The organism is Pseudomonas sp. W2-17 (assembly GCF_041060445.1).
In the GTDB taxonomy this organism is placed as follows: Bacteria; Pseudomonadota; Gammaproteobacteria; order Pseudomonadales; family Pseudomonadaceae; genus Aquipseudomonas.
Genome location: NZ_JAUFNS010000005.1, coordinates 323,150 through 337,794, shown reverse-complemented (window position 1 = coordinate 337,794; position 14,645 = coordinate 323,150). Strand labels below are relative to the sequence as shown.

At 58.7% G+C, this 14,645-nt stretch carries 13 protein-coding genes; 8 read left to right on the top strand and 5 right to left on the bottom strand.

The annotated features are described in order from the left end of the window. From QWI20_RS08990 to QWI20_RS08980, 3 genes are all read left to right on the top strand, one after another. On the top strand, nt 1-1,918 hold a 1,918-nt coding region (locus QWI20_RS08990), incomplete at its 5' end, for an RHS repeat-associated core domain-containing protein (RefSeq protein ID WP_369305151.1). Beyond that, entirely contained in the window at nt 1,915-2,382 is a 468-nt protein-coding gene (locus tag QWI20_RS08985) for a hypothetical protein (RefSeq protein ID WP_369305150.1), read from the top strand. The genes QWI20_RS08990 and QWI20_RS08985, both read left to right, overlap by 4 nt. Nucleotides 2,383-2,746: 364 nt before the next feature. Next, the gene (locus QWI20_RS08980) at nt 2,747-3,166 is read left to right on the top strand and encodes a hypothetical protein (RefSeq protein ID WP_369305149.1); all 420 of its coding nucleotides are present in this window, start codon (nt 2,747-2,749) and stop codon (nt 3,164-3,166) included. A 242-nt stretch (nt 3,167-3,408) separates the two neighbouring features. On the opposite strand, the gene katE is transcribed toward QWI20_RS08980, so the two are convergent. After that, nucleotides 3,409-5,568 carry a catalase HPII gene (gene katE, locus QWI20_RS08975; protein ID WP_369305148.1) on the bottom strand — a complete coding sequence of 720 codons (2,160 nt, stop codon included), beginning with the start codon at nt 5,566-5,568 and terminating at the stop codon, nt 3,409-3,411. A gap of 383 nt (nt 5,569-5,951) precedes the next feature. On the opposite strand from katE, the gene QWI20_RS08970 reads away from it, so the two are divergent. The 3 genes from QWI20_RS08970 (at nt 5,952) to QWI20_RS08960 (ending at nt 8,472) form a co-directional block, all read left to right on the top strand. After that, complete coding sequence (locus tag QWI20_RS08970) at nt 5,952-6,959, top strand: methionine ABC transporter ATP-binding protein (protein ID WP_369305147.1); 1,008 nt, start codon at nt 5,952-5,954, stop codon at nt 6,957-6,959. Continuing rightward, the gene (locus QWI20_RS08965) at nt 6,959-7,633 is read left to right on the top strand and encodes a methionine ABC transporter permease (RefSeq protein ID WP_065987960.1); all 675 of its coding nucleotides are present in this window, start codon (nt 6,959-6,961) and stop codon (nt 7,631-7,633) included. The genes QWI20_RS08970 and QWI20_RS08965 overlap by 1 nt, the downstream gene beginning before the upstream one ends. 65 nt (nt 7,634-7,698) lie before the next feature. Then, nucleotides 7,699-8,472, top strand: coding sequence for a MetQ/NlpA family ABC transporter substrate-binding protein (locus tag QWI20_RS08960; RefSeq protein WP_369305146.1), 774 nt, complete (start codon nt 7,699-7,701; stop codon nt 8,470-8,472). Between the two features lie 46 nt (nt 8,473-8,518). On the opposite strand, the gene QWI20_RS08955 is transcribed toward QWI20_RS08960, so the two are convergent. Further along, nucleotides 8,519-9,151, bottom strand: coding sequence for an SCO family protein (locus tag QWI20_RS08955; RefSeq protein ID WP_369305145.1), 633 nt, complete (start codon nt 9,149-9,151; stop codon nt 8,519-8,521). Between the two features lie 151 nt (nt 9,152-9,302). On the opposite strand from QWI20_RS08955, the gene QWI20_RS08950 reads away from it, so the two are divergent. Further along, complete coding sequence (locus QWI20_RS08950) at nt 9,303-9,953, top strand: hypothetical protein (protein ID WP_192174431.1); 651 nt, start codon at nt 9,303-9,305, stop codon at nt 9,951-9,953. A gap of 22 nt (nt 9,954-9,975) precedes the next feature. Here QWI20_RS08950 and QWI20_RS08945 read toward each other — a convergent pair whose 3' ends face one another. The 3 genes from QWI20_RS08945 to QWI20_RS08935 all read right to left on the bottom strand — a co-directional run bounded on the left by QWI20_RS08945 (nt 9,976) and on the right by QWI20_RS08935 (nt 13,667). Further along, on the bottom strand, nt 9,976-11,505 hold the full coding sequence (locus tag QWI20_RS08945; RefSeq protein WP_369305144.1) for a SulP family inorganic anion transporter: 1,530 nt from the start codon (nt 11,503-11,505) through the stop codon (nt 9,976-9,978). A gap of 131 nt (nt 11,506-11,636) precedes the next feature. Beyond that, a complete protein-coding gene (locus QWI20_RS08940) occupies nt 11,637-12,371 on the bottom strand; it encodes a carbonic anhydrase (RefSeq protein ID WP_369305143.1) in 735 nt (244 codons plus the stop codon). A gap of 237 nt (nt 12,372-12,608) precedes the next feature. Beyond that, a complete protein-coding gene (locus QWI20_RS08935; protein ID WP_369305142.1) occupies nt 12,609-13,667 on the bottom strand; it encodes a PA0069 family radical SAM protein in 1,059 nt (352 codons plus the stop codon). A gap of 194 nt (nt 13,668-13,861) precedes the next feature. Between QWI20_RS08935 and QWI20_RS08930 the strand changes: the two genes are divergently transcribed. Next, nucleotides 13,862-14,539: a dual specificity protein phosphatase family protein gene (locus tag QWI20_RS08930; protein ID WP_369305141.1), complete on the top strand. Its 678-nt coding sequence runs from the start codon at nt 13,862-13,864 to the stop codon at nt 14,537-14,539. Nucleotides 14,540-14,645 lie beyond the last annotated feature (106 nt).

The window sequence follows — 14,645 nt, the reverse complement described above, 5'->3', positions numbered from 1 at the left end:
CGGCCAGCGCACCATCGCACTGACCTTCGACCCAATGGGCCGCCTGACCGAACGCCGGGCCACGCTCGGCGAAAAGTCCCAGAGCGAAACCTTTGCCTACGACGGCAACGGAAATCTGGTCATGGCGATTAACGCCAACAGCCGTCTGCAATGGTTCCACGATCCAGCGGGCAACCTGCTGCGCGAGCACCAGCATTACTCGAACCTGGATAAGCCACTGGTTGCCGTCTGGCAGCATGAGTACGACGCGCTCAATAACCGCGTCGCGACCATCCGCCCGGACGGCCACCGCGTCAGCTGGCTGACCTACGGCAGCGGTCATCTGCTGGGGCTAAAGCTCGACGAGCATGAACTCCTCAGTTACGAACGCGATGATCTGCATCGCGAAGTCGCTCGTCATCAGGGCAATAACCTGCTGCAAACCCAGGCATGGGACCCGGCGGGACGCTTGCAGGAACAATTGTTAGGGCGCAGCGACGATAAATCCGTCCTGATCAAACGTGCTTACCGATACGACGCAGCTGGCCAACTCACCGACATCAACGACAGCCGCCGCGGCCCACTTTCGTATCGCTACGACCCGGTCAGTCGCCTGCTCAGCGCTACCAGCCGCTTGGGCGTGGAAACCTTCGCCTTCGACCCTGCGAGCAACCTGCTCGATGACAGCGCCGCACCCGTACGCCGCCCACTCGACCCCGAACCGGTCCGCCATAAACTCGTGGACAACCTGGTACGCGACTACGCCGGCAACCACTACGAATACGACGAACGCGGCAACCAGACCGAGCGCTGGACCAACGGCCTGCGCAGCGAACTGCACTGGGACCTTTTTGATCGGCTGGTGCACTTCCGCGATCCGCGTCTGACTGTGGACTTCGGCTACGACCCCCTCGGACGCCGCCTCTACAAATTCTCGAAAGCGCACTACAGGCCACGTCCCGAAGCCGGCACCGGCTGGAACGAAAACGAACACGCCCGCAAAGAGCGCGAGCTCGGCTGCGGCTTCACCCTGTACGGCTGGGATGGCGACAACCTGGCGTGGGAAAGCAGCCCGCCGCCATACGCGGGCGCACTCGGCCGCACCGTCCACTACATCCATGAACCCGGCACCTTCGTGCCGGTGGCCCAGGCCATCCGCCACGAAACCATCCGCCTCGTAAGCCAGCCAACTTACACCGGGCGCTACAACTTCAAAGAAGACCCGCTCTGGAACTACAAACCCGTCGCGCTGCCGATTGACGTCCTGGCCTGGTACCAATGCGACCACCTCGGCACCCCGCAGGAAATCACCGACCAAAACGGCAACACCGCCTGGAGCGCGCAATACAAAGCGTGGGGCGAAGCAAGCGAACATCGCTCTGAATTCGCCCAACAAATCGGCCTGACCAACCCGATTCGATTCCAGGGCCAATACCACGACCACGAAACCGGCCTGCACTACAACCGGCATCGGTACTATGATCCAAGTCTCGGAAGGTTTATCAGCAAGGATCCCATTGGATACAGTGGTGGGCTAAACTTTTACCACTACGCACCTAACCCGGTGCTATGGGTAGATCCAAGCGGTTTAAGCAATGACCCTCTTGGCGGGGAATACAACCCGTTTCTTACCTCAAGGGCTGCGCGACGGGAAGCGATGAGACAAGCCGGCATTCCCACTAGCCAACAGCCAGTTAGCCAATCTAGGAACTCGTCGGGATTGGAATTCACGTATGAAACGCCCCGAACTGGCGGTGGCACAGGTTTTTCATCTGTTCAACAGCAAACAATGGATGTCAGCCACCCAGACAAACCGCACTGGGAAGCTGGACGGGTGAAAGTTGATAGCATCGGAAATCCGAGAATGAGTAAATATGGTCGCCCACAGCTTCGAAATGGAAAAGGGAAAGCTTTCTACGCCGAAGGATGCTGCCAATGACTATTGATCCTTATAAAAAAGAATTGCTGTACAGAAAAGCTCACGGCAACAGCCTGCGTGAAAGATATAAAGAAAAGCTTAAATTCCTTATCGGCATCGACCCAGAAGACCGACTCTTTCTGAGCCTGACTGAGACAGATAATATAATTAATAAGCTAGTAAAAAATGAAAATACATTCTCGGAAAATACTGAATTTTCCGTTCTATATGAATGCCTGAGGCATTGCTTATCAAAAGCAAATGGTGGCGACTATTATCTTTTGATGGACGAGGACTGGCGATATTGTGGTGCATATATTGTCCGTAATTTTAATTTAAATATGGATTTCGAATTCAACAAGCATCAAAGCGATGAAGTCAGACTGATAAGCACTGACCTTAGTACAGAAATCACTATCGACTACACCGAAAGTTACAGTGAAGATCTTTATGAGTTTCGTGTCGGCAAATACGCGCTGACGTAAATAAAAAGGCTAAAGGGGATGGAGCCCCTTTATCCATATATTAAGTGCGGGGAAGCAGATGACCTTAGCAATCTTGCGAAACAGAGAAATGTTCAGTGTGGTGCATATTTAATAGTCAAGGGGACGGACCCATTAACTCCTACGTCACCCACCTTGGTCCGCCCCAAGGTCAAACCCAAGCTGATCCCGGCCTGGGACTGATTCAAGCCCAGTATCAGTAACACATGAGTGTAAAGGGGACGGCCGCCTTTAATCTGGCAAATAGTCGACCAGTGAACATTAGAGGGTCTGGAAATGGACACAAAACGCCCAAAAAAGCGTGTGGTTCCTGCCGCGCCTTTTTGGGTTATTTCGGAGTTGGTGAATGAGCCTATCAATTAATTCTATTATTTGGCCCAAAGATAATTTGGCGGCACAAAGGCACTACGTTTCTTACATGATTAAAGTCCTGAATGCGTTAGAAATCGAGTATGCAGGATGGGAAAGAGACCCAGTGCACTTTGTTGAAGGTTATATCGCTGGAACGTGTACAAGCGAGCAGTGTAGAGCTGAAGCCGCCGCGTGGTGGAGCTTGATCGACTCTCGAGGAGAAAGTAGGGAGCTAAGGGATCCCCAAGTATTAATGGCCAGACTGGCAATCTGCTTACTATCAATTGATGAAGGCAAAGTTGGTAGTTTAGGGGAGTCATTATCATGGTTCATCGAAGTGCTAGGTTTTATGGGTAAAAACACTAGAACTGCCATAACTATAATGGCGGAACACTTCGAGTTTCAGCAGCGATAGCTTGCCTGAGGAATCAAAGGGAAAACCCTCTTCGAGTTAAGCGAGCAATACCCCAGGAGCACGCGCTAAAACGCACAACGAAGATCAACCCGGATTTCGAGTTGCAGATGCAGCGCGAAATCGAGCGCACCGAGTCTGCGAAGATCGTCTTGAAACCCGCTCAGCTCTGATCGATTTTTGATCAAAAGAAAAGGCGTTGCCCTCGCGGGCAACGCCTTTTTTGTTACTGCTAGCCCCGCAAATTACGCAGGAATAGCCTTCGCTTTCGGCTCACGAGCCCAGACGCGGTGCTGCTGAATCGCATCGAAGAACGCCTTGAACGAGGCGCTGTCCGAGACTGCCAGCAAGCCCGCATCGACTTCCAGACGCAGCAGGTCGATCAGTTTCTGTGCATCACCCGCGTAAGCAATGGCTTTGAGGTGCTTGTACGCCTCAAGCACGTAATGCAGTGCTACGCCGTCGCCGCTCAGGGCTTTGATCGAAGCGTCGCCGCCCGGGATGAACACGGCGTCGAACGCGACCGATGGCAAACCTTCCATCGAAGCATCAACGGCCAGGGACGCACCACTCGCAGTTTTAACAGGCGCGGAGGTAGGGCCCAGCACCTTGGCGTGTGCGCCTTCGGCTTCCACCGCCGCTTTCATCGCCGCTACCGCTTTGTCGTCGACACCGTTTGCAACCAGGATAGCTACTTTGCGCGAAGCAATGTCAGCAGGCAGCAGGTTCGCTTGGCTCAGCAGTGGAGACTTGTCGACGGTCAACTTGCCGTTGCTTTGCGCTTTGACAGTCGCTGCTTTCGGGGCCGGTAAACCAAGGTTTTCAGCCACACGTTTAGCCAAGGTGAGGTCGATGTTCGCGAGAATCTCGTTCACCTGACGTGCGCGGATGTGCTCACGTTCAACCTTGCCCAGCTCGAAGCTGTATGCCGCGATGATGTGCTCTTTCTCGTGCTCGCTCATGCTGTTGAAGAACAGCGTGGCTTGGGAGAAGTGATCGCCAAACGACGGGCTGCGTTCACGCACTTTGTGCGCTTCGATGCGTTCTGGATACGTCTCGAAGCCGCCATCCTGCGGACCTGCAGGGGTTTCTTTCGGCCAGCCGCCGTCGATCGAGTTGGGTTCGTAGGAAGCACGACCCTTGTCGATAGTGGTGCGGTGTTGAGCATCACGCTGGTTGTTGTGGTTCGGCGAGACTGGACGGTTGATCGGAATCTCGTGGAAGTTCGGCCCACCGAGTCGGCTGATCTGCGTGTCGGTGTAGGAAAAAAGACGACCCTGCAGCAGTGGATCGTTGGAGAAGTCGATACCCGGCACGACATGACCTGGGCAGAAAGCAACCTGCTCGGTCTCAGCGAAGTAGTTGTCCGGGTTGCGGTTGAGCACCATCTTGCCCAGCGGCGTCACCGGCACCAGCTCTTCCGGGATGATTTTGGTCGGGTCCAGAATGTCGAAGTCGAACTTGTGCTCGTCTTCTTCTGCGATGATCTGAACGCCCAGTTCCCATTCCGGGTAGTCGCCCATCTCGATGGACTCCCACAGGTCGCGGCGATGGAAGTCAGTGTCCTTGCCCGCCAGCTTCTGCGCTTCGTCCCACACCAGAGAGCAAGTACCGTACTTGGGCTTCCAGTGGAATTTGACGAATGTGGATTTGCCTTCGGTGTTGATCATGCGGAACGTGTGAATGCCGAAGCCTTGCATCGAACGCAGGCTTTTCGGGATCGCACGGTCGGACATGGTCCACAGCACCATGTGCGCGGATTCCGGCACCAGGGAAACGAAGTCCCAGAAGGTGTCGTGGGCCGAGCCGCCGGTAGGGATTTCGTTGTGAGGCTCTGGCTTCACCGCGTGCACGAAATCGGGAAACTTGATCGCATCCTGAATGAAGAACACCGGCATGTTGTTGCCGACCAAGTCGTAGTTGCCTTCGCCGGTATAGAACTTGACCGCAAAACCGCGTACGTCACGGACGGTATCGCCGGAGCCACGTGGGCCCTGGACCGTGGAAAAGCGCGTGAAGACCGGGGTTTTCTTGCCCGGGTCGCGCAGGAATTCAGCTTTTGACAGCGCCGAATGGTTCTCGTAGGTCTGGAAGTAACCGTGGGCCGCGGTGCCGCGCGCGTGGACGATGCGCTCCGGGATGCGTTCATGGTCAAAGTGGGTGATCTTCTCGCGCATGATGAAGTCTTCGAGCAGCGATGGGCCGCGCGATCCGACTTTCAGCGTGTTCTGGTTGTCGGAGATCTTAACGCCCTGATTGGTGCGCAAAGCCTCGCCGGTAGCGTCGGAGCGGAACGTTTCAAGGCTTTCAACCTTGGCGTTGGTATTGCCACGGTCCAGCGTGTCAGTGCCAGCCAGTTCGCTGTTGGCTTTGGGGCTAACAGGTGGATTGGTGTTCTTACTCATCAGACAAAACTCCTCGGTTCAGACGGCTCCTCGTTCGGCATTCCATGGTGTGGAGGCAGCAGGAGCTCGTAGGCGGAAATGCCTGACACGAAGTCAGGCAATATTCAGGCGCTAAGTAAGTGACTGACGATGAAAACAGCCGTTCCGTTTGTTTTTCCGATTCTTCGATTTCCATCGCCGGACTGACAGTCGGCCATCCATATGACCGTTCGGCAGGTCCAGTGCGAAAATAAATGCTAAGAAGGCTGGGCCCAACCTGGATTCGACAGGCTAAAATGCGCGCCCGGTTTACCCAGCCGAAGCCGAAATGGCATCGCTCAGCAGCGTGATGAAGGCCTGAGTCTCCACGCTGATTTTTCAACGCGCCCCACAAGGTTCGCTCCGTGATCGAGTTCCAAAACGTCCACAAAACCTATCGGGTTGCCGACCGGGAAATTCCCGCGCTGCACCCCACCAGCCTGCGCATCGAAAACGGCCAGGTGTTTGGTCTGATTGGCCACTCCGGCGCCGGCAAGAGCACGATGCTGCGCCTGATCAACCGCCTTGAAGCACCGAGCGGCGGCAAGATTCTCGTCGATGACGTCGATGTCACCGCACTGGACGCCGACGGTCTGCGCGGCTTCCGCCGCCAGGTCGGCATGATCTTCCAGCACTTCAATCTGCTGTCGTCCAAGACAGTGGCCGACAACGTCGCCATGCCGCTGACGCTGGCCGGAGACATGTCCCGCGCGCAGATCGATCAGCGTGTGGCCGAATTGCTCGCCCGCGTGGGGCTTTCCGATCACGCCAGAAAATACCCGGCGCAATTGTCCGGCGGTCAGAAGCAGCGGGTCGGCATCGCCCGCGCGCTGGCGACCAAGCCGAAGATTCTGCTGTGCGACGAGGCCACCAGCGCCCTCGACCCGCAAACCACCGCGTCGGTGTTGCAGCTGCTGGCCGAGATCAATCGCGAACTTAACCTGACCATCGTGTTGATCACCCACGAAATGGACGTGATCCGTCGCGTCTGCGATCAGGTGGCGGTCATGGATGCGGGCGTGATCGTCGAACAGGGCGCTGTGGCCGATGTGTTTCTGCACCCCAAGCACCCGACGACTCGCCGCTTTGTGCAGGAAGACGAAGAGGTCGACGAAAACCAGCTGAACAGCGATTTCGCCCATGTTCAGGGCCGTATCGTGCGCCTGACGTTTCAGGGCGAAGCGACCTACGCGCCATTGCTGGGAACGGTCGCGCGGGAAACCGGTGTGGACTACAGCATTCTGGCCGGCCGTATCGACCGCATCAAAGACACGCCTTACGGGCAACTGACGCTGGCCATCACCGGTGGTGACATGGACGCCGCGTTCGCCCGCTTCACCGCAGCCGACGTTCATATGGAGGTCCTGCGCTGATGGACACTTTTCTCAACCTGTTTTCCAACGTCGACTGGTACGAAATCTGGCTGGCGACCGGCGACACCCTGATCATGCTTGGTGTCTCACTGGCCTTTACCGTCCTGCTGGGCCTGCCCCTGGGCGTGCTGATGTTCCTGACCTCGCCGCGTCAGTTGCTTGAGAACAAGCCGGTCTACACCACCGTCGGCTTGATCGTGAACATGCTGCGAGCGCTGCCGTTCATCATTCTGCTGATCGTGATGATGCCCCTGACGGAAATCATCACCGGCACCTCGCTGGGCATTCTCGGCACGCTGCCGCCATTGATCGCAGGCGCCACGCCGTTCTTCGCGCGCCTGGTGGAAACCGCCCTGCGGGAAGTGGATCGCGGGATCATCGAAGCCACTCAGGCGATGGGCGCGACGACCCGGCAAATCGTGATCAAGGCGCTGTTGCCTGAAGCACGCCCGGGCATCCTGGCGGCGATCACCGTGACCGCGATTGCGCTGGTGTCGTTCACGGCCATGGCCGGTGCGGTCGGCGCCGGTGGATTAGGCGATCTGGCGATTCGCTACGGTTACCAACGCTTCCAGAACGATGTGATGTTTGTGACGGTCGTATTGCTGCTGGTGCTGGTGCAGATCCTGCAAACCGTTGGCGACAGACTGGTCGCGCATTTTTCACACCGTTAACCGAATTCGCCGGTCACTGACCGGCTGATGCACGCCACTGCGCGTGCGTTTCAGGAGTAGTAGAAATGAAGAAGTTGTTGGCTGTATTCGCGGCCGTGGCGGCCCTGTCCGCCCATGCTGATGAGACCCTGACCGTCGCGGCCTCCGCCGTGCCACACGCCGAGATTCTCGAGTTCGTGAAGCCGATGCTGGCGAAGGAAGGTGTGACGCTGAACGTGAAGGTGTTCGGCGATTACGTTCAGCCGAATGTGCAGGTCGACCAGAACCGCATGGACGCCAACTTCTTCCAGCACCAGCCGTATCTGGATGAGTTCAACAAGGGCAAGGGCACCCATCTGGTGAGCGTGGCCAAGGTTCACATCGAACCTTTTGGCGCGTACTCGTCCACGCTCAAGAGCCTGGCGGAGCTGCCGGATGGCGCCAACGTGGCCATTCCTAATGACGCCACCAACGAGGGCCGCGCGCTGTTGCTGCTGGTCAAGGCCGGTCTGATTACCCTGAAGGATCCGACCAGCATCACCGCCAAGCCGAGCGACGTGCAGCAGAACCCCAAAAACCTGAAATTCCGCGAGCTGGAAGCAGCGACCCTGCCCCGGGTACTGACGCAGGTGGATCTGGCGCTGATCAACACCAACTACGCCCTGACCGCCAAGCTTGATCCGACCAAGGATGCGCTGATCATCGAAGGGGCGGAGTCGCCATACGCGAACATCCTCGTGACCCGCGAAGACAACAAGGATGCCCCGGCCATCCAGAAACTGGTCGCCGCGCTGCACAGCCCGGAAACCAAGGCATTCATCGTTGATAAGTACAAAGGCGCCGTGGTTCCGGCGTTCTGATCGCCACACACCAATGATCTCGGCGCAACGCCGAGATCATCAGTCCTTACTTTTTCTCAACCAGCCCCGGCAACTGCGCCACCAGCTTCTGGCTGTTCAGCGGCGCGCGGATGAAACCGCGTTGGGTACCGTCGGGGCCCAGGAGGGCGAGGTTGCCGCTGTGGTCGACTGTATAGCCCGGCTTGCTGGTGTCCGCCGGAATGTACGGGATGCTCACGGCATTCGCCAGCTTCTGCAGCGTATCGACCGGCGCCCGCAGACCGACGAACTGCTTGTCGAAATAACCCAGGTATTGCTTGAGCTGTTGCGGGGTGTCGCGATCAGGATCGACGCTGACCAGCACGATGCGCAGTTTGTCGACGGCCTCACTGGGCAGCTCGCTTTTGATCTGACGCAGCTGGGCGAGGGTGGTCGGGCAGATGTCCGGGCAGAAGGTGTAACCGAAGAACAGCACCGTCCATTTGCCCTTCAATTGGCTCAGTGAAAGGGGCTGGGCGTCCTGATCGGTGAACGAGAGATCCGGCACAGTGCGGCTCTGCGGGAGAAGGATAATGCCCGCGTTGACGAGCGCGGTCTGGTCGCCCTGATCTGGCCCGGACAGCACACGGTAGACGGTCAGGCCAAGCACCAGCGCCACGATGGCCGCCAGGATGAAAACGGTTTTCTGGGTTCGGGTCATGAGTTCAGCACAATGAGTGATCCACGGTCGCGCGATTATGCACATAACCATGAAACTGTTATGACAATTACGTCTTAGCGCCATTTGTGGGCAAGCTAAGGTATGGACTTCCCTATAATGACCGTCTGGTTTCACTGCCTATGGAGCATCCATGAACACCGCCGCATTGCGCGAGCAGATCACCCGAGCTCAGGAACACGAAAACCAATCCGGTCAGCTAGCGCGCCAGTTGGAGTCGCAACTTCCTCATCTGCACCCCTCCATTCACCTGCCTGACGTAGACGCGCGAGGCGTGCTGACGCGTTTCGTCATTGCCTACATCGGTCAGGTGCCGGACTTGCTGGACGCCGCCCATGACGTGGCGTTGCAGGCGGGCATTGAAAGCCAGATCAAGCCGGTCCTGAAAATCGCCGAGCAATTCTTCAGCGCGCCTCCCGCCATCATGGCGGGCCACGAAGGGCTGGACGGTCTGCTGGACGAAGCCTATCTGGCCCACCGGCTGGTGGAAGAAGTGAATGATCTGTACATCAAGCATTTCGGTCAGCCGCTGATCCCGATGAACACCACGGTGGCGAGCGTCATCGCCCACCAACTGATCGGCGAATCGTTTGCCAATCAGCTGGACGAAGTGGTGCATCACGCCATCGACGAAATGCTCAATGACGACAGCTTTTCGCTGGAATCGGTGGAAGCCTACCGCGAGCGCCTCGCCAGCCCGGACACCGATGCGGCGTGGAAACGCTGGCCCAGCCTGTCACGTCAGTTGGGCGTAGGGCTGGAACTGGAGCGCGGGAAAGACTGATCCCGCACTCCCTTTACCCGCTTCAGTGCAGCGCTGCCCCTCCGATCGACGTGCGGATCCGCCCTTCGACGCGACGCTTGAGCAGCCGTTGCTCCAACAGCAAACGCGAGCCCTGGGCGGCATTGGCCCGACCCCACTCCTCCAGCAGCTCCAGGCAGGAATGGTCGATATACCTCAGGTTGCCCAGCGGCACATGCAGCGTGGTGCCAGGCGGCACGGTTTCCAGCGTCTGCGTCAGCGCCGGCACCTTGAGGAACGTGGCAGAACCATTGAGGCGCAGCTCCATTTCGCCCTCGGCCGGCAGGTCGACTAGATTGATCTTCAAGCGCGATGCATTCAGCGCCAGCTTCACCAGGGTCAAGCCAAAGCCGATCAACACGCCCGTCAGCAGGTCAGTCAGGACAATCGCACTGGCAGTCGCGCCATAGATGAACATTGGCATGCGGCCATAACGCCCCAGCCCCTTGAGCGCCTGAACATTCACCAGCTTCACGCCGGTGTAGACCAGCACGCCGGCCAGGCTCGCCACAGGAATGCTCTGCAACACGCTGGACAGCAGCAGCACGAACGCCAGCAGCCACAGACCGTGGAACATCGCCGACAGACGCGTCTTCGCACCCGCCTGCACGTTGGCCGAACTGCGCACGATCACGCCGGTCATCGGCAACGCGCCGACCAGACCGCAGAGCATGTTGCCCACGCCTTGGGCGCTGAGCTCTTTGTCGAAGTCCGAACGCTGGCCGTCGTGCATGCGATCCACTGCCGCTGCCGACAACAGGGTTTCAGCGCTGGCAATGAAGGCCACGGCAATGGCGGCAATCAGAATGGCAGGATCGGCCAGGTTCAGCAGGTCTGCAGGGCGCAGCCAGTCGATGGCTTCAGCAAGGTTGGCCGGGACCTCGACGCGCTTGACCTGCAAGCTCATCACCAGACTCACCACCGTCGCAATACCGACGCCTAACAGGGCGCCTGGCACGAACCGCAGTGCATGGGGCCGACGCTTTTCCCACAGCCACATGATGGCGATGGTGCCCAGGCCGAGAAGACCGGCCTGCATGGCACTGCCCATCCCCATCGCACCGATAACGGTCTGCGGAAACGCCACCAGATTGTCCAGCCCGGAAGGCTTGGGCCCGCTGTCGAACATGACGTGGACCTGGGAAAGCACGATCAGTACGCCGATGCCCGCCAGCATGCCGTACACCACCGCCGGTGCCGTGACGCGAAACCAGCAGCCGAGCTTCAAGCGACCGGCCAGCAACTGCAGCGCACCGGCGAGCAGCAAAATCGGCCCGAGCATGGCCATGCCGTGTTCACGGACCAGCTCGAACACCAGCACCGCCAGACCTGCCGCCGGGCCGCTGACCTGAAGCGGCGAACCTGCCAGCCAGCCCACCACCAGACCGCCGATGATGCCGGTGATCAAACCTTTGGACGGCGGCATGCCGGACGCAATGGCGATGCCCATGCACAGCGGCAGGGCCACCAGAAAAACCACCACGGAAGCCAGCAGCTCCCGTGGTAACAACGCTTTCAGATCAGTAGTAGCCATGACGACTCTCCGGAATTCAGACGTGACAACGCCGGGCGACACGCGCTGAACGCGGCCGCTACGAGCTTGTATGAGGATGGATGCGTCAGGGCCGACGCCGCTGCACTCAGGCGCAGCGGGTCAGCCGGCGATCAATATCGACCGCGGGGGATCGACGCCATCGGCACCGGGTGGTCGCCATCCAACGGCAGAAAGCAGTCCTGCTCGGCATCGTAGGCGCGGATTTCGCTGGTCTCGATGTCGTAAACCCAGCCGTGGATGAACAGCTGACCGCTGGCCAGCTTGGAAGCCACGGAGGGGTGCGTGCGCAGATGTTGCAGCTGCGCGATAACGTTTTCTTCGGTGAGCACGTGCATGGTTTCGTGTTCGCTGGTGCAGTTGCAGTTGTCCTGCACAACGGTCTTGGCGACCTCGGCGTGACGCAGCCAGGCTTTGACCGTCGGCATCTTTTCCAGGGTGTCGGGGTTGAGAACGGCGCGCATGGCCCCGCAATCGGAGTGGCCGCAGACGATGATGTGCTGCACGCCAAGGGCCAGGACGGCATATTCAATGGCCGTCGAAACGCCGCCATTCATGGGGCCATAAGGCGGGACGACGTTACCCACGTTACGGGTGACGAACAGGTCGCCCGGCGAACTTTGCGTGATGAGTTCCGGGACGATGCGCGAGTCGGCGCAGGTGATGAACATGGCCCGGGGATGTTGAGCGGTGGCGAGTTTCTTGAACAGTTCTTCCTGCTGAGGGAAGACGTCATGGCGGAAATGCTTGAAGCCATCAACGATCTGCTTCAGCGCCATTTCGGCGGTTTCCACCTGAGGCGTTACGCCTGTCGTTGCAGCCTGAGGCTGCTTATCCTGGTCACTCATGTTTCATCCTCTCTGACGGATTTAAGTGGATTTTCCGGCGAATCCTGTGGATGACCCACTTTTTTCTGGTCTTCTTGCGTTAATTTTCCTACAAGACCAATCGGTCACTTCCGACTCACCTTAACGACGCAAACTTAATTGAAACTGAATGCGTGGCTCTAGATCACGGGTCTTGCGTTAGAAAATCTAAACCGCAAGCGCGGGCCATGGAATCACGCTGTTAAGACGTCAGCCGAGTCACAGCAGCGACATCTGACCGCCGGGTGGGCAAAACGCGGTGCAGTCCAGCTGAAAACTTTCCCGCCGGTTCAAGCCATGCTTCTTGACGGCGAGGCTGTAACGCTGTGCCAGCAGTTCGGCGAAGACTCCCTCGCCACGCATTCGCGAGCCAAAGCGGCTGTCGTACACTTCGCCGCCACGGCTCTGACGAACCAGGCTCATCACGTGCTCGGCCCTTTGCGGATAATGCGCCTGGAGCCACTCTTCGAACAACGGGGCGACCTCCAGCGGCAGGCGCAGCATCACGTAGCTCGCACTCAAGGCGCCGGCGGCCTTGGCCTCGGCCATCAGCTTCTCCAGCTCCATGTCATTGATCATTGGAATCATCGGCGCCAGCAAAACGCCCACCGGCACACCGGCATCACGCAGAACCTTGATCGCCCGCAGCCTGCCTTTGGGCGCGGCAGCACGGGGCTCAAGGATGCGCTTGAGCTCGTCGTCCAGCGTCGTGAGGCTGATGAACACCGACACCAGCCGCAGCTTCGCCAGCTCGGCCAGCAGGTCCAGATCCCGAAGGATCAGCGAGCCTTTGGTGATGATCGTCACCGGATGGCGGTAGCGCAGCAGTACTTCCAGCGTCGCCCGGCTCAATGTGTATCCGCGCTCGATGGGCTGATACGGATCGGTGTTCGCGCCCAGGGTGATCGGCGCAACGGTGTAGCCAGGCTTGGACAGCTGCTGCTCCAGCAGGGCAGCAGCATTGGTTTTGGCGATTAGCTTGGTCTCGAAATCCAGCCCCGGCGACATGTCCCAATACGCGTGGCTCGGCCGGGCGTAGCAATAAATACAACCGTGCTCGCACCCCCGGTACGGATTGATGGAGCGGTCGAAGGGGATGTCGGGCGACGAGTTGCGCGCGATGATGCTCTTGGCGGTTTCCAGCGTGACGGTGGTGCCCTGGGTCAGCGGCACTTCCTGATACCAGCCGTCGTCTTCGGCGACTGATCGGTTGGGCGCAAAGCGGTTATGCGGGTTGGTCGCGGTGCCGCGCCCGCGTGGGGGCAACTGAATGGACATGACGGCTCCTTGATAACTGGTTATGCATACAGTATCGCGAAACGCTCATGCCCTTCACGCGCGGATCCAGAAAAACACCTCGGCGCCGATCAATGGCTTTCACCAACTTTTGACACGCGCCTCACAGCGCCTTGACCCTGGGGAGCGAAAACTTGCGCCATCGATAAATGGCTGGTTTCCACGGTACGTCTTCCATGCGCCTTCGCCCGCTCGCTGCTCAACTCCTCCTGCTGCTGGTCGTGTCATCTGCCTCTCTCGCTCAAGCCGAGGATGTTTCACCGGCGCAATCGTCACGCCCGGCGCAGTGGGCGCAACTCGTCGACCCGCACTACAACCTTTACCAGATCACGCCGACGCTTTACCGCAGTCGCCAGCCGGACGCTGCAGCACAACCGCTTCTGCAGCGGCTTGGCGTTCACACGGTGATCAACTTCCTCAAGGAAAGTGACAGCAAATGGCTGTCCGACCCCTCCGTTGTGCAAGTGCAGATTCCGTTGCAGGTGGTCCACATCGACGACGCGGACGTGATCGAAAGCCTGCGCGCCATTCAGACCGCGCAGCAGAACGGTCCGGTGTTGATTCACTGTAAGCACGGCCTGGACCGCACCGGTCTGGTGGCAGCGATGTACCGCATCGTCGCCCAGGGCTGGAGCAAGCAGGCAGCCCTGGATGAGATGGAGCACGGCGGTTACGGCGACGAAGACAGCCTCAAGCGCGGGATCGCCTACATCAACAATGTCGATGTGGCGGCGCTGAAGTCGGCGATGGACACGGGTGCATGCAGCACCAGCGTGTTTGCGCTCTGCTCGGTCAAAGGCTGGTTTGAGAAAACCGATGTGGTGGGGGTCGAGACGATTTTGTGGCGGCTGTGAAAGCGGATGCTGCCCACATTGTGGGACCAGCTTTAGCCGGGAAGACGTCAGACGGCACTCCGCAAAATTGAAGTGTTTGCGCTGGCCCCTTCCCGGCTAAAGCCGG